Annotated in this window: 21 protein-coding genes; 4 read left to right on the forward strand and 17 right to left on the reverse strand. The window is 63.9% G+C overall.

Going from position 1 to position 24421, the window contains the following annotated elements; all coding sequences use genetic code 11:
* Positions 1 to 85 precede the first annotated feature (85 nt).
* A complete protein-coding gene (gene mshD / locus MJ785_RS08645) occupies positions 86 to 1075 on the forward strand; it encodes a mycothiol synthase (protein ID WP_239380356.1) in 990 nt (329 codons plus the stop codon).
* A 97-nt stretch (positions 1076 to 1172) separates the two neighbouring features.
* Here the strand turns inward: mshD and MJ785_RS08650 are convergent, their stop codons facing one another.
* The 5 genes from MJ785_RS08650 to pstS all read right to left on the reverse strand — a co-directional run bounded on the left by MJ785_RS08650 (position 1173) and on the right by pstS (position 6224).
* Complete coding sequence (locus tag MJ785_RS08650; protein ID WP_370651414.1) at positions 1173 to 1940, reverse strand: response regulator transcription factor; 768 nt, start codon at positions 1938 to 1940, stop codon at positions 1173 to 1175.
* Positions 1941 to 2000: 60 nt separating this feature from the next.
* A complete protein-coding gene (gene pstB, locus MJ785_RS08655) occupies positions 2001 to 2777 on the reverse strand; it encodes a phosphate ABC transporter ATP-binding protein PstB (RefSeq protein ID WP_239308252.1) in 777 nt (258 codons plus the stop codon).
* 104 nt (positions 2778 to 2881) lie between these two features.
* Positions 2882 to 3940, reverse strand: coding sequence for a phosphate ABC transporter permease PstA (pstA, locus tag MJ785_RS08660; RefSeq protein ID WP_239308253.1), 1059 nt, complete (start codon positions 3938 to 3940; stop codon positions 2882 to 2884).
* Complete coding sequence (gene pstC, locus MJ785_RS08665) at positions 3940 to 4956, reverse strand: phosphate ABC transporter permease subunit PstC (protein ID WP_239380357.1); 1017 nt, start codon at positions 4954 to 4956, stop codon at positions 3940 to 3942. Before pstC ends, pstA begins: the two co-directional genes overlap by 1 nt.
* A gap of 161 nt (positions 4957 to 5117) precedes the next feature.
* Positions 5118 to 6224 carry a phosphate ABC transporter substrate-binding protein PstS gene (gene pstS, locus MJ785_RS08670; RefSeq protein ID WP_239308255.1) on the reverse strand — a complete coding sequence of 369 codons (1107 nt, stop codon included), beginning with the start codon at positions 6222 to 6224 and terminating at the stop codon, positions 5118 to 5120.
* A gap of 588 nt (positions 6225 to 6812) precedes the next feature.
* Between pstS and MJ785_RS08675 the strand changes: the two genes are divergently transcribed.
* Complete coding sequence (locus tag MJ785_RS08675; RefSeq protein ID WP_239308256.1) at positions 6813 to 7292, forward strand: hypothetical protein; 480 nt, start codon at positions 6813 to 6815, stop codon at positions 7290 to 7292.
* Positions 7293 to 7313: 21 nt separating this feature from the next.
* On the opposite strand, the gene MJ785_RS08680 is transcribed toward MJ785_RS08675, so the two are convergent.
* The 6 genes from MJ785_RS08680 to MJ785_RS08705 form a co-directional block, all read right to left on the reverse strand.
* Entirely contained in the window at positions 7314 to 7685 is a 372-nt protein-coding gene (locus tag MJ785_RS08680; RefSeq protein ID WP_239308257.1) for a hypothetical protein, read from the reverse strand.
* 775 nt (positions 7686 to 8460) lie between these two features.
* Positions 8461 to 9306: an SAF domain-containing protein gene (locus MJ785_RS08685; protein ID WP_239308273.1), complete on the reverse strand. Its 846-nt coding sequence runs from the start codon at positions 9304 to 9306 to the stop codon at positions 8461 to 8463.
* Positions 9307 to 9511: 205 nt separating this feature from the next.
* Positions 9512 to 9913, reverse strand: a complete 402-nt coding sequence (locus tag MJ785_RS08690) for an FmdB family zinc ribbon protein (protein ID WP_239308258.1) — start codon at positions 9911 to 9913, stop codon at positions 9512 to 9514.
* A 329-nt stretch (positions 9914 to 10242) separates the two neighbouring features.
* Positions 10243 to 10890 (reverse strand): 5-formyltetrahydrofolate cyclo-ligase, encoded by a 648-nt coding sequence (locus MJ785_RS08695; protein WP_239308259.1) that lies wholly within the window; start codon positions 10888 to 10890, stop codon positions 10243 to 10245.
* 1 nt (position 10891) lies between these two features.
* Positions 10892 to 11035 carry a hypothetical protein gene (locus MJ785_RS08700; RefSeq protein ID WP_239308260.1) on the reverse strand — a complete coding sequence of 48 codons (144 nt, stop codon included), beginning with the start codon at positions 11033 to 11035 and terminating at the stop codon, positions 10892 to 10894.
* A gap of 115 nt (positions 11036 to 11150) precedes the next feature.
* Positions 11151 to 11462: a hypothetical protein gene (locus tag MJ785_RS08705; protein ID WP_239308261.1), complete on the reverse strand. Its 312-nt coding sequence runs from the start codon at positions 11460 to 11462 to the stop codon at positions 11151 to 11153.
* A gap of 85 nt (positions 11463 to 11547) precedes the next feature.
* Here MJ785_RS08705 and MJ785_RS08710 point away from each other — a divergent pair, with 85 nt between their 5' ends.
* A complete protein-coding gene (locus MJ785_RS08710) occupies positions 11548 to 11766 on the forward strand; it encodes a hypothetical protein (protein WP_239308262.1) in 219 nt (72 codons plus the stop codon).
* A 735-nt stretch (positions 11767 to 12501) separates the two neighbouring features.
* Here MJ785_RS08710 and MJ785_RS08715 read toward each other — a convergent pair.
* Both MJ785_RS08715 and MJ785_RS08720 read right to left on the reverse strand, forming a co-directional pair.
* Positions 12502 to 12918, reverse strand: a complete 417-nt coding sequence (locus MJ785_RS08715) for a BlaI/MecI/CopY family transcriptional regulator (protein WP_255724097.1) — start codon at positions 12916 to 12918, stop codon at positions 12502 to 12504.
* A 1343-nt stretch (positions 12919 to 14261) separates the two neighbouring features.
* A complete protein-coding gene (locus MJ785_RS08720) occupies positions 14262 to 14807 on the reverse strand; it encodes a class IV adenylate cyclase (protein WP_239348072.1) in 546 nt (181 codons plus the stop codon).
* A gap of 1402 nt (positions 14808 to 16209) precedes the next feature.
* Between MJ785_RS08720 and MJ785_RS08725 the strand changes: the two genes are divergently transcribed.
* Positions 16210 to 17643 (forward strand): right-handed parallel beta-helix repeat-containing protein, encoded by a 1434-nt coding sequence (locus MJ785_RS08725; protein WP_239380361.1) that lies wholly within the window; start codon positions 16210 to 16212, stop codon positions 17641 to 17643.
* 345 nt (positions 17644 to 17988) lie between these two features.
* Here MJ785_RS08725 and MJ785_RS08730 read toward each other — a convergent pair whose 3' ends face one another.
* The 4 genes from MJ785_RS08730 to MJ785_RS08745 form a co-directional block, all read right to left on the reverse strand.
* Positions 17989 to 19848 (reverse strand): choline/carnitine O-acyltransferase, encoded by a 1860-nt coding sequence (locus MJ785_RS08730; protein ID WP_239311082.1) that lies wholly within the window; start codon positions 19846 to 19848, stop codon positions 17989 to 17991.
* 476 nt (positions 19849 to 20324) lie between these two features.
* The gene (locus MJ785_RS08735; protein WP_239311081.1) at positions 20325 to 21194 is read right to left on the reverse strand and encodes an arpA protein; all 870 of its coding nucleotides are present in this window, start codon (positions 21192 to 21194) and stop codon (positions 20325 to 20327) included.
* 797 nt (positions 21195 to 21991) lie between these two features.
* Positions 21992 to 23824 carry a polyketide synthase gene (locus MJ785_RS08740; RefSeq protein ID WP_239311080.1) on the reverse strand — a complete coding sequence of 611 codons (1833 nt, stop codon included), beginning with the start codon at positions 23822 to 23824 and terminating at the stop codon, positions 21992 to 21994.
* A gap of 411 nt (positions 23825 to 24235) precedes the next feature.
* Positions 24236 to 24421, reverse strand: a 186-nt coding sequence (locus tag MJ785_RS08745; protein WP_239380363.1) for a hypothetical protein, incomplete at its 5' end; no start/stop codon positions are given.

Here is a 24421-nt window from a genome sequence, read left to right on the forward strand (position 1 = left end):
TCGCTCTAAGCGGTCGGCGCTGGGGGCTGTGCGGCGGAACATGTCCGCGCGGCCCCCGGCCGCCCGAACGTCCTAATGTCGCCTGATGGCGCTGTATCGGACCCGACAACTGACCCGCCACGATGTCGATGCCCTACGGGATCTGACAGCGGCGGCCGCCGAGACGGACGGGATCGCTCCCCTGTCCGATGACGCCGTGTTGCGCATGTCGCCCGATCCGCTCGTACATGGGCAACACCTGATCAGCACTGTGCCAGATGTATCAGACATATCAGACGTGCCAGACCTGCCAGACCTGCCAGACCTGCCAGGGCCGCGCCGGATCGCCGGATACGCCTATCTGGCCGACCACCTCGACAACACGTGGCAGGCGGAACTGGTCGTTCACCCCGGGCAGCGGCGCCGCGGCCACGGCGGACGCCTGCTGGCCGCGCTGACCGGCTCCGCTGACCAGGCCGCCGCGCGGCTCAACGTCTGGGCACGCGGCGACCCGCCCGCAGCGGTGGCGCTGGCACACAGGTACGGCTTCGGCCGCGAGCGGGTGCTGTGGCAGATGCGCCGGCCGCTGTCCGTCCTCCCCGGCGTGGAGCTGCCGGCAGGGGTCACCATCCGCCTCTTCGTCCCGGGACAGGACGAGGAGGCGTGGTTGGCCGTCAATCGCGCCGCCTTCACCGGCCATCCCGAGCAGGGCCGTTGGACGGTGACCGACCTTCTCCTACGAGAGGCCGAGCCGTGGTTCGATCCGGCGGGCTTCTTCCTCGCCGAGTCCGCCGGCCGGCTCGCCGGTTTCCACTGGACGAAGGTCCATCCCGCCGCGGCCGGCCGTACCGCGGAGCCGGCCATGGGGGAGATCTATGTCGTCGGTCTGGAACCCGCCTTCGCCGGGCACGGGCTCGGGCGTGCGTTGACCCTCATCGGGCTGCACCATCTGCGTGATCGGGGATTGGCAACGTCGATGCTCTACGTTGACGACGTCAACCAACGGGCGATACGCCTGTACGAGGACCTCGGCTTCACCCGGTATCGCGCGGACATCTCCTACCTGCGCGAACCGGTGAACAGTCCGTTGACCTGATGTGCCGGCACCTGGCCCCGTGCGGAAACCCGCGGGCGCCTGCCATCGCCTCCTCTTCGGTCCGCTGCCGGGGTCACAGTGCGTCCGGCTCGGCAGGTCAGGCCGTCGGCCCGTCAACGAGACGGAAACGGTAACCGACGCCACGGATGCTCTCGATCAGGCGCGGTTGTTCGGCGTCACCGGTGTCCCCGAGACGGCCGCGCAGGCGGCGCACATGCACCGCAAGCGTGTTCGTCTCATGATTGGTTGTCCCCCAGACACGCTCGAGCAGGGTCTGGCGAGTAACCACGGAGCCAGCCTGTTCAAGCAGGATGCGCAACAACCTGAACTCCTGCGGGGGCAGCCGCACCGGTATTCCGTCCACCCGGACCTCGTACGCGACCATGTTCAAGGTGACCCCACCGACCCGCAGCACACCGGGTTCGGTCCGGTCCACACCGAAGCCCCGGACGGATCGCACCAGAGCCAGTATTTCGTTGATCCGGTACGGCTTGGCAACGCAGGCGCTCGCGCCTGCCTCCAACCCAGCCGCGGCCTGGCGCCGGTCCTGCGGGCCGACCCCGAGCAGAATCGGCATGTCGTCGCGGGTACGGACGGTCCGCACCACCGTCACACCGTCAATGACCGGCAGCCGCGCGGAAATGATCACCGCTGCCGGTGCGAGACGGCCGATTTCCAGCAGCGCACGGGCACCGTCCACCGCGACCGTGACCTCAACGCCGTGGTCCGCGAGAACGGACAGAAGTTCGCTGTCCGCGGCCGCGTCGGCAACCAGCAGCGTCGGGCGCCGGCCGCTGGGCAAGGCGACTTCCTCCCCGGAGCGACGTTGTTCCGGAGCCGGGGACTCGTCTTCAAATGGCTGCACGAGACGCATCCGAGTGGTCGCGGTGAATTCGGCTGAACGTGGGACCAGCTGCTGTCCGATTCAGCCGAAACGCCCGGTAATATAATCTTCGGTGCGCTTCTGTGTTGGATTAGAGAAAATCTTCTCCGTCCTGTCCATCTCCACCAGCCGTCCCGGATCACCGGTCTTGTCAAGCGTAAAGAATGCCGTCGTGTCACTGACCCGGGAAGCCTGCTGCATATTGTGCGTCACAATAACGATGGTGTAACTCGCCTTGAGCTGGGCGATCAGATCCTCAATAGCGAGCGTCGAGATCGGGTCAAGCGCGGAACACGGCTCGTCCATAAGCAGCACCTGCGGTTCCACGGCAATTGCACGCGCGATACACAGCCGCTGCTGCTGTCCGCCGGACAGGCCAGAGCCTGGCCGGCCGAGACGGTCCTTGACTTCCTCCCACAGGTTCGCGCCGCGCAGCGACTGCTCAACCCGCTCATCGAGGAGCGCCTTCTTACGGGTGCCGTTCAGCTTCAGGCCGGCGATGACGTTCTCGTAGATGGACATCGTCGGGAACGGATTCGGGCGCTGGAAGACCATACCGACGTTACGGCGCACGTTCACCGGGTCGACGCCGGCACCGTAGAGGTCCTGCCCGTCCATACGGACCTGTCCCTCAACCCGGGCGCCGGGCAGTACCTCATGCATGCGGTTGAGCGTCCGCAGCACAGTCGACTTACCGCAGCCGGACGGCCCGATGAAGGCGGTGACATTTTTCGGCTCTATGCTGAACTGGACGTTGGCGACGGCCTTGAAATTGCCATAATAGGCGGTCAGTCCGGAAACATCGATGCGGGTGGCCATGAGTTACCTCGGCTCGTTGCGCCGCAGCCGTACGATGACCGGTGCGGACGGTACGGACGGTACGGGAAAAACGACAAGCGCGGGTGCGGACAGCGCAATAACCATCATCGGACCCGGGCGAATCGAGCCGCAACCCGGGCGATGGCGCTCAGCAACATCACTAGAACAATAAGTGTCAACGCGGCGGCCCAGGCCCGGTCAACAGCCACCTGCTGCGGCGCCCCGGCCTGTGAGTAGATATAAAGCGGCAGCGCTGACTGCGGCCCGGAGAACGGGTTGAAGTTGATGGCGTCGTTCCCGAAAATAGTCAGCAGCAGCGGTGCGGTTTCACCGGCGACCCGAGCCACCGCGAGCATGACACCGGTCACAATGCCGGGCAGCGCGGTCGGCACGACAATTTTGAGAATAGTTCGCCACCGGGCGACACCCAACGCGTAACTGGCCTCACGCAACTCGTTCGGGACGAGTTTGAGCATCTCCTCGGTGGACCGCACGACGATAGGAATCATCAAAATGGTCAGGGCGAGCGCACCGGCGAAGCCGGACGGATTCTGGTTGAGCGCGAGAAGGTAGAACGACAGGATGAACAGGCCCGCGATGACCGAGGGCAGGCCGGTCAGTACGTCGACGAAAAAACTGATGGTCCGGCTGATCCGCCCGCGGCCGTACTCGACCAGATAGATCGCGACCAGCATGCTGAAGGGAACCGCGAAAAGACTTGCCAGGGCGATCTGCTCCAGGGTCCCGACCAGAGCGTGGTAAATGCCGCCGCCGGCGTCCCGCGCCCCGATATTTCGCATGGAGGTGGTCAGGAAGTCGTAGCTGACCCGCTGCGCGCCCTTGGCGATCACGCTTGCCAGCACCGCGACCAGCGGGATAAGCGCCAGCAGGAAAGCGAGATAGACCAGCGTGGTGACGAACCGGTCGACGGCCTTCCGGGCACCTTCAACCATGCCCGACGCCACGCTCTGGCCGATCAGGTAGAGCGCACCGGCAATCAGCACAAACTGAATCTTGCTGTCTATCGGCGCCACGACATATAGCAGCACGGTGGCCACGACCGCACCGGCGCCAATGGCCGCGAGCGTGGTCAGCGACAGCTTCTGGCCGGTCAGGTCCATGCCGCCGGGGCTGGTCGCCGGGGCGATAGTCGTTGTACTCATCAGGTGGCCCCCGAGAATTCACGCCGACGGGCGATGACTGCCCGGGCCATTATGTTGACGAGCATGGTGACAATAAACAGCACGAGACCGGACGCGATGAGAGCCCCACGGCCGATGGGATTGGCTTCGCTGAAGCCGTTCGCCACGTTGGCCGCGATGGTGTTGCCGGCCGGCGACAGGATATGCCAGGAAATGTTAAAGGACGCGGGCAGCACCAGTGCGACCGCGATCGTCTCCCCCATCGCCCGGCCGAGTCCCAGCATGGACGCGCTGATCACTCCGGGTTTGCCGTACGGGAGCACCGCGGTCCGGATCATTTCCCAGCGGGTCGCGCCGAGGGCGAGCGCCGCCTCCTTGTGCGGGTTCGGCACCTGGAGAAAAATCTCACGGGAAATCGCTGCGACAATTGGCAGAATCATGATGGCCAAGACAATCGAGGCAACGAAAATCGATCGTCCGACAAGACCGTCATCCGTGCTGAACAGGGGGATCCAGCCGAAGTAGTCGGTCAGCCACTTCTGCAGACCGTTCATTCTCGGGACAAGAACAATCAGGCCCCAGAGGCCGAAAACAACGCTGGGGACCGCCGCGAGCAAATCGACGATGAACGCCAGTGGGGTAGCGAGACGGCGCGGGGCGTACACCGTGATGAACAGCGCGATTCCAACTGCCACCGGCACAGCAATGATCATCGCGATAACAGCTGTGAGCACCGTACCGAACAGCAGTGCCGCGATTCCGAAGACCGGCGGAGATGCGTTGGGAAACCATTCGGTCGTGGTGAAGAAGTTCCCGGTGTTGGCCTGCAGCGCGCTCGTGGCCTCAATCACCAGGAAAGCCGCGATCGCCGCGATAAGGACAAGCAGGCCGATGCCGGCCGCGCGGGTCACGTTCTTGAAGATGAGGTCCGCGGGGCTGACCCGCGCATGCGCGCTGCCGCTGACGGGTTTTTTGAGCGCTGGTGGCCCGTTGCCTCTCGGTGAACCCGCGCCCTGGCCATCCGATTCACTGCTCATAATGCCTCTCAACAGGTGGTGGTGGCCGGTGTGCCCGCCCGGTCGGCCGCCGGGTGCGCGAAATCTCTCTCGCGCGCCTGGCGGCCCTTGGAGCCAGCCGTGGTGGGCACACCGGCGGTCGTCCGGTCAGGATCCGTCGCTCCGGCCGGCGGGGAGAATGGCTATGAGATGGTCGCCACGACCGAGCTCACCTTGCTGGCGAGATCACTGGGAAGCGGAGCGTAACCGAGATCGGCGATAGCGGCCTGACCATTCGTGGAGGATGTGTAGGTCAGGAAGGACTTCACCAGGGTGGCCTGACTCGCGGCCAGCCCCTGCGTGCAGGTGATCTCGTAAGTGACAAGGTAGATCGGGTAGGCACCAGACGTGGTCGCCGTGTAGTCGAAGGTCAGCTTCAGGTCAGGCGCCGGAGCGACCTTCGCTGTGCTCACGCCCTTGGAGGTGGCCTCGGTACTGACCGCCACATACTCACCAGCACCATTTTTGATCTTTGCTGTCGAAAGGCTCGCGTTTTCCGCGAAGGAGAGCTCGACGTAACCGATGGCGCCAGCGGTCGCCTTCACGGTCGCGGTCACCCCGTCGCTGCCCTTGGAGCCCTGGCCGCCCGGAGCCTTCCAGTCCGAGCCCGAAGCGAACGTCCAGTCGCTCGCGGCGGCACCGGCCAGGTACTTGGTGAGGTTGTCCGTGGTGCCCGAACCATCCGAACGGTGCACCGAGACGATCGTCGTACTCGGCAGCGTCAGGCCGGGATTGTCGGCCGCGATCACCGGGTCATTCCATTTGGTGATCGCACCAGAATAGATCTTCGCCAAGGTCGCGGCGGAGAGCTGTAGATCTTTCACGCCAGCGAGATTGTAGATCACCGCGACCGGCCCGGCGACCATGGGGAGGTTGACGAGCTGCCCGCCAGTGCAACGCTTGGCCGCGCTGGTCGCCTGGTCACCACTGATCGCTGAATCCGAGCCGGCAAAATCGATCTTTCCATCCACGAACGCCTGCTTACCAGCGGCAGAGCCGACAGCCTGGTAATTGATCGTAGATCCGGAACAGGCGGTCTGGTACTTCTTGACCCACTCGTCCATCGCGTTCTTCTGCGCGGTCGAGCCCGAGGCGACGATCGACCCTGTTGCGCAGGAGATCGCGCCCGTGGCAGTGCCCGCCGTCGAGCTCGGCGATGCCGTGTTGTTGTCGGAACCGCAGGCGGCCACCCCCAGCACCGCCGACATCGCAAGGCCCATGACCGCGACCTGACGCTTCCCTATATTCACAAGCGACCCTTCGTCTTCAGCGCAATAGCGCCGTTCTGTCCGCCCCCAGACTGGGGTGCCGGCAAGAATCGAAGCGATTCAACATGAACGAAAGATGAACGGAAGCGAACATAAATCAGGCGGGAATCGAAACACATTGGAGGCCCAGGACGGATTCACACGGATTCGCCACGTCGGGTACGGCCGGCTATCTTACACCCGCCAGGTCCGTCGACGCACATTCGATCACTTCTCGATCTGCCGGCATGCCGCCCAGCACGATCTCATTTTGCAGCCAAAGATCGAATTCTGGCAACCAGAGCCCGCGCCTCGCCGCGGAGCCACACTGCCCGCGTCCAACGAGAATCACGGTCTACGACGTGTTGCGGAAGTCGTCGTTCGACCAGGGAGCCGCCTCCATGCGGTTCCCTGGCAAGGCCACAGACCACAGACCACAGACCACGCCGATACCGGATGCGTGGTATCGGTGCGGCCGAGAACGCGTCCAAGCGCGGCCGAGGAGGCGGCGAGCTCACGAACAGCAGCCGCGCTGAAAACTCCCCGTCCGCCGGGATGGACCCGACCAGCACCCCCGGCGAATCTATCTCCATGAACAAAAGAACCGCACCACCCGGACCGGAAACCGGCTGGCCAGTAACGATCACCAAACACATCGACGGCACACGGATCAGTGTCAGCGTCAGTACCCAGCCAGGGATGGGCACAGAGCCATGCGCGCTCCTGCTCCGCCTGCTGCCGTCACTCCTTGACGTCCTCTTCCGCGCCTACCTGGCATCCGCCGAAGCATGTCAACCCGCCGGCGCCCTCACGGACGCGGCCATCATGACGGTGGACGACGGTGTTCAGGCGTGCATACCGGCAGCCGAGCATCTGATACACGCGCACTCACACCGGGCCGAACAGCGAGAGCATTCGGTCACGGTCTGCGAAGGAAGTACCGTATCCGATCTTTGTTGGATACTCAATGAGCTGCCGGCCCACGCTCGTCTCGTTGACTTCGCCAGCGATACTGACGTCACGCTCGTCTTTCGCGCCGACAGCGTTGCCTTGGCCACCGACCATGACTGACAGGCCCCACCCTGGGCCCGATCAGATCGGTGCCCGCTGTAGTTCCAGATCAGCGCGACTCTCACACCAGTAGGGTCCTTCGTCCTCCACCACATCCGTCATGATCACATGATGACGTCCGACGTGTCCCTCGGGGAGCAGGCAGGTCAGTCCATCCGCTCGGCATCCCGGCGCGGTAACCGTTGTAGGTGTGGCCCATATCAGCCATGCCTCCTGATTGCCCCAGCCCTGAAGAACAGCCATGTGATTATCGGGATGCCCGACCTCAAGCGCGCACGTGACCTCGTCCGCTACCTCGTAAGCGGCCCCCGGGATGCCGTCAAACCGGCTGATGACCTCGTCGGGCACACGCTGCCACACACCACAGGCACCATCGTCGATGGAGATGCCCATCGTCGTCCCCTCCCCGCAAATACACAGAGATCCAAACTGCCTCATCGCGGCTCGATTCCACCTGAGTGGACCGGCCATGTCACGGAAGATTGCTCCAGGACCGGCCTGGTGCACTCAGGTCGACTAGGGCGTGTCTGACGGATGTTGGTCGATGTGGGCGATGATCCAGAAGGTGGCCTGCAAGGCGGAGGAGGTCCGGATAGTGATGTTCTATCCGGACCGACGACAACGCAGCAAGCCACCTCCTGGGCATTGATCCGCACGATCAAAGATCCATCAGGCATGCCCTAGCTCCGATACAAGCACGCACGACCCGGAGCTCGCACACCGGGTAGGAACTTTCTGTTTTGTCTCGACTCCAAAAAATAATCAGTCTTATAATCCTCCCGATTATTATTAATCGTCACAATCAGATCGAAAATATTCCTATAAAGCCCCCAGGGCTACCTCGATTACAGCTGCTTCCTACGGCCTGCCTCGGAAGTCATCGTTCGATCAGGAAGCCGGACAGCTGACTTTCGAAATACGCCCTTAGAGCGCTCCGGCAATAGGGGTGTGGATCAAGGAGTGGGGCTGGGGTGCATGCATCGCGAGGCGGCGGAGGCAGGCACCGGAGGTGTTGGGTGGCGACCGACGAGCCGGGGTACCCGTGCATCGCGCAGCGATGGACGGGGAGCGATGACGCGAGGTGCGCGCCCCAACCCGCGACACCGCGTCCCCTCTTGCCGGTCGCTCTAAGTGGTCGGCGACGCCATGCCTTCTCTTGTTGATCTCTTTAAGGAAGCACTCGCCCACGAATAGTTACCGACAGCCGAGCGTGTACTGCCGCACCCGCGACCACGGTGGCAACCCGTGGTGTCGCGGCAATAATGATCAATGCGCCGTCGGTTGACCCCGCATTACCTTCTCCCACCTCACGAGGACGCGGAAGCGCCAAAACGGTGACGTCGGACGCAACCACTGTCGCGCTGCCGGCTTCGGCGCCCGACGCTGTCGATGTATCGCCAGTGGGTGCTGGGAGCGCCATTGGCATAGCCCCATCCCGTGGCATAGCCCCATCCCGTGGTGTAGCCCCATCCAGCGGCATGGCCCCATCGCGCGATCTTGTTTCTGCAACCTCCGCTGTGGTGGATGCCGCAAGCACATCCACCCGATCACCCACACGCAGGAACACGACGGATCCAGCATCAGTGATCCGTACTGGCGTCGCGACCAGGCCATAAGCACTCTGCCGCTGGGTGAGCAGCCCGGGGCCGAGAAAGCGCGCGTCGGTGATCGTCTCACCACGACCGACCGGTGCGGCCAGCGTACGACCAACGGCATCCTCGGGCTGCCGGGCAGCGCCCGCTGGCACCGCTTCCGTTGGCAAAGACACGATCCGGATGTCGGTTGGGGCAATAACCGCTCCACCGTCCAGCTCGACCGCCGCCACGACCACCGCTGTGCCGGGCAGCGGACGGCTGGAGCGCAGCGCGCCAGTGGCAAGGAGCAGGGTCAGAGCAGCGCAAAGACCCGCGAGAACCCGCCGCCGGGCCCCAACCGCGAGCCGCCAGGCACGGACCTCCCCGATGCGCGCCGGTATGCGTCCGGCAAGCCACATCGCGACCTCCAGGATCCTCACGAACAAACGAGAAGATCACGTTAGCCACCGAACGGGAAACCGTCATGGCCGGAGCACACGCTGTGGACAAAGCATCGCTCACCCACGCTCGAGGCCGCGCCCTGTGGAAAAACCGACTCCAGCCACGATCTCGAAACAGTCGCTCTCGCGGAGAGCTGTTACCAGTGCCCCGGGCTCCCGCAGGAGCCCGGGGAGCCCGCATCGATCAAGCCGCAGCTGTACTCGAGCCGCCGGACGAACTGGACGAGCTGCCTGAACTAGACGATGACGCCGTGCTTGCGGAGGTCGACGAGCTTGCGGCGCTCGACGTCGCGTCCACCGAACCGCCCCCTGCGGGCGTACCAGCCCCAACGGTTTCCTTGCCGGACGTATCAGCGCCAGCTTCCTTGCTGACCTTTTCCTTCGCCCGGTCTCGGGCTCCACCGCCACCGGATCGGCTGTCGGTCTTGTAGAAACCGGCACCCTTGAACACGACGCCGACCGAGCTGAACACCCTGCGCAGTTTGCCGCCACAGGCCGGGCACTCGGTCAGCGCCGCATCGTTGAAACTCTGCACAACTTCAAGATCATTATCGCACGCGGTGCAGCGGTACTCGTAGCGCGGCACGGACTCCTCCCAGGAGTTAGCACTCGACTTCGATGACTGCCAACTCTAACCCGAGATGATAGCGGCGCGTCGGAGACCACCCCCAGAGCATGGATCCGAGCCAGCTGTCCGCCTCAGAGCGTGTGTGAGATCGTCATTCCGGCTCGCCGCGTCCAGACGCCCCCTGGCCGTGTTGTCGGCCACACCGAGACAACTCATCCGGTATCGCTTCGGCCTGCCGCCTTGCCAGGGGGCGCCTGGACGCGGCTCACTGATCGAAAGCCCGATCTCACACACGCTCTCAGTGCTGGCGATCATAAAAATGATCGCCAGCTTACACACCAGACGTGCTACCGCATGTCCGCCAAGACCCCGGACGCCCCGCAACGTACGGTGGCATGCGGCGCGACGATGACATGAACGCCCACGTCATGCGATTCAGTCGGAACATGGGCAACCAATTCACGATCATGAACTATCGCCACAATCAGCGCATTCGTTCTCACGCGCCGTAACGCCCGATCGTAAGATCCGCCGCCACGCCCAAGACGCCCTCCACGCACATCAGCCGCCAGCGCCGGAACAACGATGACATCCACCTGGGAAAGATCAACGACCTTCGCGCCGAGTGGCGGCTCGCGAGTTCCAAAAGCGCCCGCGATCAGTGATCCACTGTACTCCCGGAAGTCCAGATCAAGATCGGGTCGCATGGACGGCAGCAGGATACCCACTCCCCGAGCCCGCAGCTGAACGAGAAGTCCGCCAGTCTCTGGCTCACCAGGCAGACTCACATACGCGGCCACCCAACGGGCCGTGGCCACCTCCGGGAGGGCGAGCACCCGGCGGGTCAACAAAGCGGACGTGCGCCCGCCCATCGAAGCCACCGGCGGCGAGCCGCTCAATCCAAGATTTTTATCTGCGGTCCGGCTGGCGCGGGCCGCCAGCAGACGCGCCCGCAGCTCCGCCTTCGCCTCGTTGCGAGTCCAGTCCGCGGGCATATCAGAAAGCGTCGCGGTCGAGATGATGGGGCGGACGCTCGGCCCGCAGCCGCTCGATGTCGGTGCCCACACCCTCCTCAGGCACGTCCTGGTCATCGCCCCAACCGATGTCACGGTCGTCGTCGGACCGTGCCTCGTCCCACATGAGCGTTTTCCTCCCTGCTTCGGAAGCCTCCGCCATCCTGTCCGGCCCTGCGGGCGCGGCTGGCCCAGCAGCGGGTTCACGGGTCCAACGTCCCGCTCCCTTGCCGATGCCGCGATCACGCCTCGGCCTGTCCAGATCCGCCCGTCGGTAGACCGGGATCCCCCACAGCATTGACGACCGACGCAATCGCGCCCGCGACCGCGTCCAACGCATCGCGCACACCTGCCGAGTATGCCTCGAATTCACCGCCTGACCTGCGCATTCCCTTCTCTGTCAGAAGTTCGGGCACGACATCGATCGCGGCCCGCACAGCGCAACGATAGCGGGCTACCGAGAGCGGCGGATCCCCATGCGGATCTTGATCATATGCCTCGTCGCGATCCAGCATCGCCCGAACCACGTCGCGGCGAGTTACCGGTACCACCATCTGTATCCTCCCGGAGAATTTGCTGTTCAGCAAAACAAACCATAGCGGCGTACTTGGCAGCCAGCAAAGCCGTTACGCTGTTCGCGTGGACGACGGTGAACGTCTGGTCGGCATCGGGGACATAGCCTTCCAGCTAAAGATCACGCGCCAGGCGGTTGACTACTGGACGCGCAGGGACCCACAGTTCCCCACCCCCCTGCAGGTCATCAACGCGCCTACCGCGAGCTCCAAAGGCACCCGCGTGTGGCGCAAACGCGATGTCGACGCGTGGATCGTCGAGTACTACCGGCGGCGGAGGACCTAACGGCCAAAGACAACATGATCATAGTTCTTTTCACCTGGCCGGCGCCCCTCGAGGGGCGCCGGGAGGCCCGTATGGGCCGGATCAACGTCGCCAATCTGACAGCAGCCTCGGAGTAGGCCGCCACCGTTCATTTCACGCACCCAACGGACTTCGGGGAACGGCGACGTCGATCTTCGTGCTGCCCGACAATGCATATGCACTTGCACCTGCAATCGCAACCACGGATTCGAGTGGCTGCGGCCGCGGCGCCGGGTACCACTAACGGGCCACGCCAGATCCAGGCCCGCCCACTCCGCTCGGCCGACGATGCCCTGTTGATCAAATCTGTCGAAGGAAATTTCGATAACCTAGTATCTTTAGTAAGTTTACTGGCAAACGGAAATGGCACTGGCATCAGAGCCGGAAATCCTCGCGTAGCTCCGAGCCGGGAATCCTCGGCCAGGACACATCCGTAGATCCATAATAATTACACTCCGCAACAATCATCGACCGTGACTTCGTGGACTGTAAGGATCTGGGCCACGGTGCCGCGATGTTGACTTCCAGCGATGGGCAGCCGAAGCCCTCAGCCCGATCCAAAGATCATCTATCTCGGCAACTGATGGCAGGACAGCTTTGACCGCTAGCCCCGATCTTGCCGATGGACGTATAACGATCTTCGATGGCAGGACCCTCCCGGGATCTCTCCCACCCGTGCCCCCCATCGCGGGTCACCGATGTGAGCGCCCGTTGTCATCAGCCCACGGCACCACGATCAGCGGGGTGCTGCTCAGCGGCATCCTGCTCAGGGGAAGCGCCGCCGGCCGCTTCGAGCAGGACTCGCAAGAGCCGTACCTGCCGGGATGAAAGACCGGCCACAAAGTGACGCAGGGCTGTGTCCTGGTCCGTGACCTGGCCCAACAACGCGAGCATTCGTGCGGAGGCGTACTCCTCCTGACATCGGGTCGTACGGTACATCCACACCCGTCTGACACGTACCCGTTCGACATGCCCCTTGGTGATAAGGCGGCCGAGCGTGGTGGCTACTGTGCTGTGCGCGAGTCCTCCACCCAGCATCTGCTGAATAGCGCCGGTACTCACGGGCGTCCGCGCAGCCCATAGCGCCGCCAGGACAGCTCCTTCAAGTTCGCCTGGTTGGCGGCGGGCCGTCACACCGACGGTATCACGCGTCCGATCGGTCGATGTCTGGTCGGTCTTTTTCTGGCCGGCCGCCGCCCAATCCGTATTGTCGTGACGATGTCCGGACCATGGGCCAAGAGTGGTCAACAAGGGCCATCCTCGGGGGCTCGAATGACTGCGGAGCTGAAGGGCCGTCCGTGGCGTGAGTCGCGACGATGCCCCATTCAGCCTGCTGGACGTGAAAGAAAGCGGACCGGAGCCCGATCAGGCCCGCCAATCCCGCTGGAAAAACCAGACAGAGATGTGTTGGCGGGAACAGAAAGCCGGTGCGAAGCGACAGACGGTCTCCTGGTCGGCAGCGTGGCGCAACCGGCGTCGGTGAGTCACCGATCTCGGCCTCAGTGACCATGAAGAACCCTGTCGGGAACCCAGCATGACCGCGCGGAAATTCCGATTGAAGCTTATTCGATCATGACTCGTCTCGCGCGCCGGGAAACCCCGGCCACCGGCTGGCACATACCTATCTCGGCGGCCCCCGCCGGACCATGGCATAGCGCAGGACCCAGCCCCGCACGTGGCCACCGAAGCTGGCCACGCCGGCCAGTTGGACCGCTTGGCGGTTGTGGGCTGGTACACCTTCCCAGCCAGGGGGCAGGCCGGGGGAAAACATCGAAAGCACGCTGTGCAGAACCCTGGTCGCAAGCGTCACAATAAGATCGGAAAACCGCCGGAACCGACGCGGAAACTGCCCGGAACGACTGAGGGAGCAGCGGGAATGGTCATCTGACCGGCTGCTTGCGAGAGCCTGCTCCACCGGCGCGGCAGCCACGCGGACGGGGGCCCCGATCATGCTTGAAAACGAATCTCGGACAGGTTCCGGCACGCCGCCGACGACAGACCGGATACGGAGCGTCCAGCTCGACAGGACGACAGCATGCCCCATTCGTCCGCCACGAGCCTATCCATTCGGACATGGCTTCGCGACATGTGCTGTAGCCCGCCCGTCTGTAGTCACGTGTGCCCGAACATCGGCGCCCCATCCGTTCGATGAGCAGTTTATGCATGAGGGACGGATCGACGCATACGCAATTGGGCGGAAGCTACTGTGGTTACTCCCTCAGAGTGAAACCGATCCGACCGCCCAGCCCAGCACGGAGCAAGGCGATACACATCAAGGCCCAAGCGGGCAGACTCATGCGCAGCGCACATGATAAGCCGCTCAGGGCGACGGAGCCGGACCGTCTCACTACTCTACGAAGATCAACAAGAGATTCGTTCACGGCGTCACGTAGTCAGGCCATCCAGCCGCCGGTACCAGTGCCGCGTTTGAAGTCAGCACCGAGCCCGCGGGAAACTTTCCGCCGCCAGCGACGAAATCATGCTACCCGTAGCTGCGCGGTCCGCACCAGCGCATCACAGGTCTCCTCCGTACGCGCCACATCAACGCACAGAGAAGTCACGAATACATTCAAGGCCTCCTGGACGGCAACCACCGACTCATGGGCGGGCACGGGACAGTCAAGCTCCAGGAACATACCCAGCTTGTCGAGTTCATCGACGCAGAGTGACACGTTCCCCAGCTGTGCCATCCGCCGGGTCTTGGCCACCCGTACCGTCGGGCAGAAACCCATGTTCAGGATCGCCTGATGCATCTGGTCACGATCAGCGACCTCGGTCTCATATGCATCACACGCCTGGGCATTAACAGTCGGCCGTCGCAACGCGAAAAAATGACGGTTGTTTATCGTGCGGAGGCGCGGGAAGGCCACGCCCAGCCGGCTGTCTTCAAACGTCCAGCGATCGGGAGCATACGCCTGGTCATCCTGAAAGAACGGCTCGCCCAGCTCGACGCCTCGCGCCTTGAGGGCCAAGAGGAGCGCCTCCCTGTCTCTCACATGGAACTTGACCTTAACCTCGCGCACACAAGCCTCCCCATCGTCTGTCCCGCCATCCCCCCGACGCGACAGCCTGGCACATAACCGGACGACCAGAAGTGACACCCACCGCCAAAGCTATAGAGTTAGTCAGACGTCGGACTCCGACGGAGTGGTCATAGCCACATCTTTCTGGCGCGCATCTGGGCCAGTCAACACGGCATCGACCCTCAGCTGACAACCAGCAACAGTGAGCACACGTTCCACCCTTCCATCCGGCGGCGGTGCATTGGTTCGAGAGCCACTTGCTTCCGTCCTGGGAGGCTCGCTCCATCCCCGGCCGCCGTGTCCTGCCATCCCGTGCTGGTTGCGACGGAGCGCCATGTCACAAACATGTTGCACGCGTGATGCGCGAAAATGCCACTACCGCCACCAAGCGCCGGAGCGGAGCGCCCCGGCCGCCCGCGCGGCGGGAGCACGGACGAGTGGCCTGCCGGCCGCGAGAGCGAAACCACCAACAGCCGGATGGTGCTCGATCCGCTGCCTTCGGGCAACTCCAGCGCCCTGACGAAACCGGCCCGGCGGATCGCCGTCCGCCGCGGCGTGGCCCCACGTCGCACTGATCGTGATCGTGGACCGGTAACAACAGAAATATTGCCTGTGGCGACGGCTCGCGCGCCACAGTTGTCCACAAAAAATGACGCATTTATTACGGTTTGTAATATTTTCGACCATTTTTCGTTCGACGACACCGCCGCGCACCCATAGCTGCCGAGCCGCGGATCACCCGCCGACAGCGCCAGCCAATACCACTGAAGGAATTTCTGGCACGCTGACGTAGATACCTCGAATTTTCGGCATCCAACCTCGGCTGAGAACACCCGACAAGCGGGAAGACAGATCAAGAAAAAAGGTTGGGGTGCGTGCATCGCGAGGCGGCGCGGGGAGTCGCTGGATGTGGTGGGTGGCGACCGATGAGCCGGGGTACCCGGGCATCGCGCGGCGATGGACGAGAAGCGACCGATGGGGAGCAATGACGCGAGCTGGATGCTCCGCATCCCCTGTTGCCGGGCGCTCATACCCGACAGGACTATCCGGCAGAGTCCTGTCGCGCCTCGACGGCATACCACGGACCCTTCGCCGACCTTTGTGATCATTATCACCACACACCACAAAGCCCCGGAAGGGGACCGCCGACGATCAATGGACAACCAGTCGGTCAAGATCGCCCATAAAGACCCCGGTATGCTCCGGTACAGATCAGTTGCGGACATCGCATCACGAGGAGTAGCGGATGGGACCTGCCTCAACGGACGGTCGCGCCCGCGACGGCTCTGACAACGACACCACCGCCAGGGGCGCTGGCGACAGCACTGGCACTGGCACTGGCACTGGCACTGAAACCACTGTCATGCCCCGGCCCGTGAGAGACCGCCAAGGCTTCCACGCAATGATGACCGGGCGGCGCCGGCTGTGGCTACCGATCGGTGGTGGGATCGCGGTTGTCGTCGTCATCCTTCTCCTCTTGTTCCTCCTGCTGGGCGGCGGAGGCGGTTCGTCGGCGCCTGTTGCCGGCGCAACCGGGCACACGCCCACCACAGGCTTGGGCCCCTCCGCCGGCACCCATGACCGCTGGGTGCTTGTCGCCGACGCACACCCGCTGGACGGGCAGTCCGTGCCGGCCGGTGTAGATGTTACTCTGAGTCCGGGAACGGACACTCTTGACAAGGTCGAACGGGTCAAGTTCTCGCTCGACGGCAACACGCTGCTCGACGACCGGGACGCGCCGTTCACACTCCACCTCGATGCCGTTGCGGCCGGAAAACACACGCTGACCGCCCGGGTCCGCACCAACAGCGACACCATCGAGGTGACGGCCACCTTCACCGCCACCGGGGATGGATCGGCATCGGCCACCCCGTCCGCGGCCGCCGCGCCTGCTGCGGTGGTACCACCCGCCGTGCTGGCTGAAATACCAACCGCCCCAGCACCACTGCGGACAGTAACGGCATCCACCGCCGATCAGCTGACCGCCGCGCTCGCGGCGGCCCAGCCAGGAGACCTCATCCAACTCGCGGACGGCCAGTACACAGGCCACTTCGTGGGCAACCGGGCAGCGAACGCGAAGGCTCCGATCACTGTGCGTGGCTCACGTAATGCGGTGATCGACGGCGGGTCGATCAGCGAAGGCTACGGTTTCCATCTCGACAAGGCCGACTACTGGCGGCTGGAGGGTTTCACCATCCAGAACGGCCAGAAGGGAGTGATGACCGACCAGACCCACGGCGCGGTCATCACCGGCCTGCTCGTGCGCAACGTTGGCGACGAGGGCATCCACCTACGGAACTTCTCCACCGACAACTTCGTCGTCGGATGCACCGTGAACGGTACCGGTCGCAAGGAGCGCGGGTTCGGCGAGGGCATCTATATCGGCACGGCGAAGTCGAACTGGGAGCGTTTCAGCGGCGGGAAGCCGGACAACTCCGACCGTAATCAGATCATCGGTAACACCATCAGCGGGATCACCGCCGAGGCCGTCGACATCAAGGAAGCCACAACCGGCGGGGTCCTGAGCAACAACACTTTCGACGGATCAACCATCACCGGGGCGAACTCCGCGGACTCCTGGGTGGACGTGAAAGGCAACAACTGGCGTATTGAGGGCAACATCGGCGTCAACAGCCCGAAGGATGGCATCCAGACTCATGTGATCATCGACGGCTGGGGTACGGGGAACATCATCACCGGAAACAAGCTGGATGTCCGCGGCCCCGGTTACGGAGTCAGCATCGACAAACCGAACAAGACCCAAAATATCGTCTCCTGCAGCAATACTGTCACCGCGGCGGCCAGCGGCCCGTTCAACGTAACCTGCTCGCGGTGAGCTGCCCCTGTCCATCGAGACCTGACGCCGTGCGAGAATCGCACCGACTCGCATAGGACAGCACTGCCAAAAATGTGGCGCAGCGGCCCCGGGCCGGCCCTGGGCCTTGGGGCCGAGGAGCCGCAGCCGCTCACCGAGCCACCATACTGCCCAGATTTTTCAGTCATGAACACCACGGCGACGGAAACAGGCCCGTGGGCAGCGAACAGCGTGCGGATGTGACCGCACCGCAGAGGCTTACGGGGGCTGTGGGCATCCCGGGTGTGGCACCTCAGGCGGGCCACGCGTCCGCAGCTCGGCGACCTCGCCGTGCTCGGCCCCGTGACCCGCGGGAGAGAAAAAATATCAGGATCCGCTCTGTGACGCCCCGTGGAGCTCCAGTTTCTCGCTGGCAAGCAGCTCCTGTAGTTCACGCACTGCTTCCCGAAGGCAGTCGGCAAAGACGGTCATCTCGTCAGCTACCGAAAGCGGCGTGCTCAGATAGAGGTTGAAACTGTCAGGAAGCAGGACGTAAGCGATGCCGATACACCGGCTGCTCGTCGATCCGAAACCGAGGTACTGGACGTTCGCAGAGGGCACGGAGCTCGTACTCAGGTAATCGTCCCGCATCTTGAGCCAGCCTGGAGTTTCGTACAGAGCGAGCGGCTCGGTCACCCCCAGCTCCTCGCCGCGCCGTTTCTGAATAAGCTGCAGCTCCCACAGGTGTTGCTCGGGCGCCTGCCCCGCCTGGCACTCCTTCGCGCGTTCCACATGCTTTTCGGCGGCCGCCCGAAACGCTGCCCTGCGGGCCGCCGCGGCCATGTCTGGGTCATCCATCGTCGCTACGAACCGCATCACCTCGGGCGTGACAACGCGCATCGCCTCCGTACGCCCGTACTGGTACTGTCTCGTGGCGATCGACTCGTAGGTGGTGCCCACCACTCCTTTGGCACGTTTGTGGGCCAGTTGAAAGGCCAGCTGTACGAACGCATCAGGTGACATCCGTAGCTCTTTGGCCCGGTTGGCACCGAAATCGCCGAACGACAGGATGGCTGTGGCGGTGTCGGCCCTATAGGCCGCGAACGACGCGGCGGCGGCCCGTACGTCGGCCCGCAGGTCGTCGTCCAGCACGAACTCAACAGGAACGACGCTCGGCACCCCCCGGGCCTCGGCCTCGGCGCCGGCCGCCAGACGCTCCTCGGCCGCCGCGCCCACAAGCGCGTCGACGAAATTGAGGACCGTAGTTCCGTCCAGGCTGCAATGCTCCACGTTGATACCTGCCGTACCGTCCTCAAAGACGATTAGTGATACGGCCTTGTCGAACCACCGATTACCGCTGTCACCGTGCAGCAGCTGGTCACACGCCATCAAGGGGTCCTTGGGTGCGAAGTCCTCCAGACACATGCAGAACAGCGCGCTCTCTATCGTCTCAAACACGTCCGCGTTGCCGGGATGACAGGCGAGCAATGCCTGTCGACTGGCTGCCCACTCGGCCCGAGCCTTGGTGGTGAGATGCCCGACCGGCTCCTCCCACGCGGGCCGCGTCGCCGCGGCCTTTATGATTGTGTGCAGCCCCGCCACGAGATCGTCAAATATGTAGGGCCGGCCGTCCGGACCGATCACGTCCAGGCGAAACATGTTGCCGCGGAAGAACACCATGATATGGCGCGCCCGCGACGGGCCCGGCCACTGTTCGCTGTAGGGCGCGCGGACGGCATCCTGTACAGGTCCAGGTATTCGCGTCGTGGAGAACAGAAACTTGTTCTGCTCCATCGAAAGCGGCTGCCCCCGCTGGACGATCGGCGCGATGAGCTCCTCGTCGAGCCGCATCTTGTAGTCGACAGCCGCGGCAATGAGCCCAGCCGCCCGGTCCACCTGCTGTTGGGGAGAAGCCTTGAACAAAAAAAAGAAGTTCGCGTTGAGGGCTATACGGTCGCGACGGCCCAGATACCGGGACGACCAGAATGTGTCGAGCCAGCTGTGCACGCCGTCGCTGGAGTTGTACTGCTCGAGTGCCGCGTGCAGCTTGTGGCCGGGACCGTCCGGTCGGCGGAAGGAGGCGGCCGCCGCCTCCGTAGCCGCCAGTTCGGCTGCGGTCAGCAGCGGCGCGCACCAGGCCAGAAATCTCTCGCAACTGGCATCTAACGTGGGCAGTGGTACTCGCGGCAGACGCTCTTCATTGCCAAAAGTTCGGGCGGACCACTCTTGACCGTTGTGCACACTCATCCTCGACCTCGGTGATGTTGGGGGAGCTGGACGACTGCATGTTCGGTGCGATGGCTACAGCTTGCGTAAATTTTTCGTGTCGCATGGCCGAGAGATGTAGAATTGCGCGTAGAGCCAGCCGTCGGCTTCCGGACCGGGCGGATTCACACCGATGGCCGACGGCCGTGTCCAGAACGAGCGCCTGCCCCTCCGGGGAGGCGAACCGCCGCTGTTTGAACACGCCTTCAAGGTGGACGCGGCGGATGCGGCCCGCCACCGACGCTTAAAAGGGGCCCGGCAATAAGACCGTCTGGCTCGCGCCGCCCAGGCGGCGCCTCGCATCGTCGCTCCCCATCCATCGCCGCGCGCGATGCACGGGTACCCCGGCTCGTCGGCCGACGCCCAACACAGGGCACCTCCCCGCGCCTCCCCGCGCCGCCTCGCGATGCACGCACCCGAACCCCGCTCCCTGATCCACGCTCCTGTTGCCGGGCGCTCTAATCCAGTAGCTGATCGACCCGCACCGCGCGTCCCGCGGCCGCCAGGTGCTGAGGCAGTACCCGGCCGAAAAGCTGCCTGGTCCGTGCCACGCTGCCCACGACGCCGGAACGTTCGCTATACGCAAAGATCGCTGAATGACGAGCTGTCTCACCGCGCACGGAACTCACCCGATGCATCGAATAACGGCCCTTGAACAACTGAAGATCCCCTGGCCGCAACGAGAGGCTGCGGATCAGCTGCTCACCGCCGCCGGTCAGCACAGCTCGAACGTCAGCAAAATTTTCCGATTGTACGGACCTGATGTCCGGACAGTACTCGAACACGCCGCCGGCCTGCGGCTCCTGCGTGAGCAGGCTCACTGCGAACTCGTTTGTGTCGAAATGCCACGGGTGCTCCATTCCCGGCATAACGATGTTGAGACACAAGCCAGCCAAGGAGTCCGCAAGCTCGTAGAGACAGGACATGCCGAAACAGCTGGCAATAAAGTGCTGAAACAGCTCATTGGCATAGAGCTGATGGATGATAAAATTCTCCGGGATTCGATCGCGTGCCACAAACGCATTGCCACGCCGCATCGTGACGCGCCCCGGATGATCTTCTGGTAGGGATGCGTCGGGCGTGATGTTGTAGGCGTTGACCGTTTCGACACCGTAATACGCCAGCGGAGCGATCGTAGCGCATTCCAGGCGTAGTTCATCACATCGGGAAGACCGAATAAAGTTCGGCAGTACACTGCATCCAGAATTTTGGAGTTCGCTCCGGACCCGGGAGACCAAATATTCCCAGTCAGTACCCGTCGGCGCCGACAAAGGATAGCGGGCGGTGTCAACCAGCTGCCCGACCAGCCCAGCGTCTGATGTTCTCACAGGGAACCCCTCCACCTACCGGACGCATCGTCCCAGACCGGGACTTCCCAACCGGCTCGGCGATCCCTACACTCAAGGATCACGCCACCTCGCCTACCCGACTCGTACGCTGTCAAGGCCAACGCCTCCCGCGCACGGACCACGCCCACGACACCTTCCCGTCCCTCTTACGAATCTTGTAAACATTTGGCATGTTAGCATGACTAATTCATCACTGTGAAATATTTTGTGACATGCGACACTAGCGAGATCCCAACAAGATTGGCGCTGGTATCCAGCTGACGTCCACCGCGCTTCAGCAGACCCGCGGGCTATGCGAGGCGACGTGTACAACTGGTGTGAACCGGGTAACCGCGCGGGGCGCTCCAGCATCCCCCGGGAATAGCCGGCTCCGGGCCTTCCATGCAAAACGACGGCAGCCCGCCGACGGGCCCCACGGCGAAGGCCCACGGCGCGGGCCGATCCGAACCAGCGACGGACAGAAGCACACATCAAGCAAGCGGCCGCCCGGCCACAGGCCACAGGCCACAGAGGTACCAGAAGTTGGCGCGGCTGCTAGAACCTCCAAAGCAGCAGCGGCCGCCCGCGTCGATGGACACTACCCACCGCGGCATCCACCTCAGAAGTACCCAGCGCCCCCGGCAACAGAGGATGCAGATCAAGAAATGGGGCTGGGGCACACACCCCGCGTTATCGCTCCCCAGCCAGCGCCGCGCGATGCACACACCCCAGCCCCACCTCTTGATCCACGCCTCTGAACTCCGCTACACCCGTTACCGAAAGCTCTTTGTAGTGGGCTATCTCAGGATGGGGCCGGCCCCCTCATGGCCGTGAAGCCGCCCGGCCTCCTCGGGCCAGCAGCGCCTGCGGTCAAAGGGGTATGGGACCAGCGTGGTACGCCGGGGACGATCGGTACCCGGCCACAGAGAGTTCCAGTCCACAGTCTCACCGGCCAGCCATCGGCTGGCCAACGCGGCGGTGCCGGCATCCAGAGCAAGGTTTTCCAGCCGGGCCCGGGACGCGGCGTCGGTGGAGAGCAAAGAGAGCGGATGCGGTTCGTTCTCGGACACGGCCTTGGCCGCCTCGACGAACTGCGTTGGTCCATGCACCACCAGCAGCGCACGCCGCGGCAGTTGCGCGCGGCCGATCTGCAGTGTCCAGACTACGGACGCGAACTCCGGCGGTGGGACTTCCACGCCGCCGGGGTCGGATGAGCCCTGGCAGACGAGATCGGCGAGGGCAGCGGCGAGGCGGTGCAGGCTCCAGGCGGTCCGGGTGCTGATCGGGACGAGATATGGGCCGTGCCATGTGATCGACGGGGAGGGCAGCGGCGGGGGTTCTTCGATCAGTACGTGGGCGTTGGCTCCGCCGAATCCGAACGCGTTGATCCCGATGCGTCGAGTGGAGCCGTCCGGCCAGGGCAGGGATGTACGCGCGATGTCGATCGGGTGTCGGTCCACGGGGATATCCGGGTGCAGGGTGGCGACCCCCGGGGTGAGCGGGATGGTGCGGTGACGCAGGACCAGAATGGCCTTGGCGAGCCCCGCCGCACCCGAGGACCCCTCAAGATGGCCGATGTTGGCTTTGACGGATCCCATCCAGAGCCTGCCCTGCGGCCCGGACGCGGTCGCGCCCGTACCCGGTTGTGCCGACTCACGCAGGAGGCGCACAAGCGCCTGCACTTCGACGGGGTCGCCCTTTGAGGTTCCGGCGGCGTGCGCCTCGATATAACCGAGCGCCGATGGCTCCAGATCAGCCTGGGCCAGTGTTCTGCGCACGAGTTCAACCTGGGAATCGGGATCCGGCCGGGTCAGGCCCCCGCGGCGGCCATCGTGGTTGAGCACGGCGCCGCGGATGACCGCCAGAACTGGATCGCCGTCAGTGATCGCTTTGTCCAGCAGTTTCAGCGCGAAGCAGAAGGCCCCCTCGCCGCGGACGTAGCCGTCCGCCGATTCGCTGAAGCAGGAGACGACGCCGCTGCGCGACAGGGCTCCTGCCGCTCGCATGACGGCATGCATGTGCCCGTGCATGAGCACATTCGGACCGCCAGCGAGCGCCATCCGGAATTCGTGGGCACGCAGCCCGGACACCGCCTGGCTGATCGCGGTCAGACCGCCAGCGCAGGCGGTGTCAAGGGTGATGCTGGGACCGCGCAGGTCGAATTGCTGGGAGATCCGGTTCGAGACGAACGTGAGCAGTAGCCCCACCGCGCTGCAACGGTCGATCGCGTGCCGGCCGGTCATCCGGTCGCGCATGTCCGCGCTGGTGGTCGAGATGAATACAGCGACCTCCTGCCCGGCTATCGAGCCGGGGCAGATACCGGCTGATTCCAGCGTGTGCCAGACGGCTTCCAGCATGAGCCGCTGTTGGGGGTCCATCCAGGCCGCCATATGCGGGGCGATGCCGAACAGAGCGGGTTCGAACCGATCGAGGTCCTCCAGGCAGGACAGGACCGGCGCAGCCGCCCGCGCCGGGTCGGCCACGTAGTCGTAAAGGCGGCCCGGCGGAGCCGGGTGCATCGTCTGTCCACCGGTACGCAGCAGCCGCCAGAAGGCTTCAGCACCATCAGCCCGGGGCGCTCGCGCGGCCATGCCGATGACGGCCACCGGGGCCAGGGAATGTGAGGTCATGGGCGTCTTTCCCTTCACCGCTCGTACCGCTGCGCTGCGGAAACGCGGGTCGCGTGGACCGAGAGCAGGTCAGTGCACACGTCTCGTCCACGTGCTTCTCATCAGGTTCGCTCAGGACTTGTCCGGCCGGTTCGTCCGGACGCTGCCGGTCGGATGCCATGGGAACAAGCCGAGCTTGCGATTCGTATAAAACATTGATTCATATAAAGTGTTGACCGAAATATCGGCGTCGAGCTCTTCATGCAACGCACAAGCACAGCGAACTCAACCGCGAGGATGAAGCCAGGACCTACGCCGAGAAAAGCGTGTCCATGGCCGTCTCCGCCGGTTCCGTAAAAAATATCCTGACCAAGATCCGAACAGTCCCGTCTTCGGTGATTTCGTTGACCTTGACCCCTGTGGACGTTCGGCTCATGTTCGGACCATCGAAGCATACCGTGACATTCGGGCACAGAATACGAAATACGGAATGTCGAAGCATCCGCGCGCGGGGCAGACCGGTGTCGCGGCCAGCCGCGGGCCGGGCTTCTTCGGCGGGGCGACCAGCTCGAGCTCACCAGCCGTGTACTGGCGGACCAGGTTAGAGCGCCCGGCAAT

Origin of the sequence: Protofrankia sp. CiT1 (assembly GCF_917627335.1) — a bacterium.
Classification (GTDB): domain Bacteria; phylum Actinomycetota; class Actinomycetes; order Frankiales; family Frankiaceae; genus Protofrankia.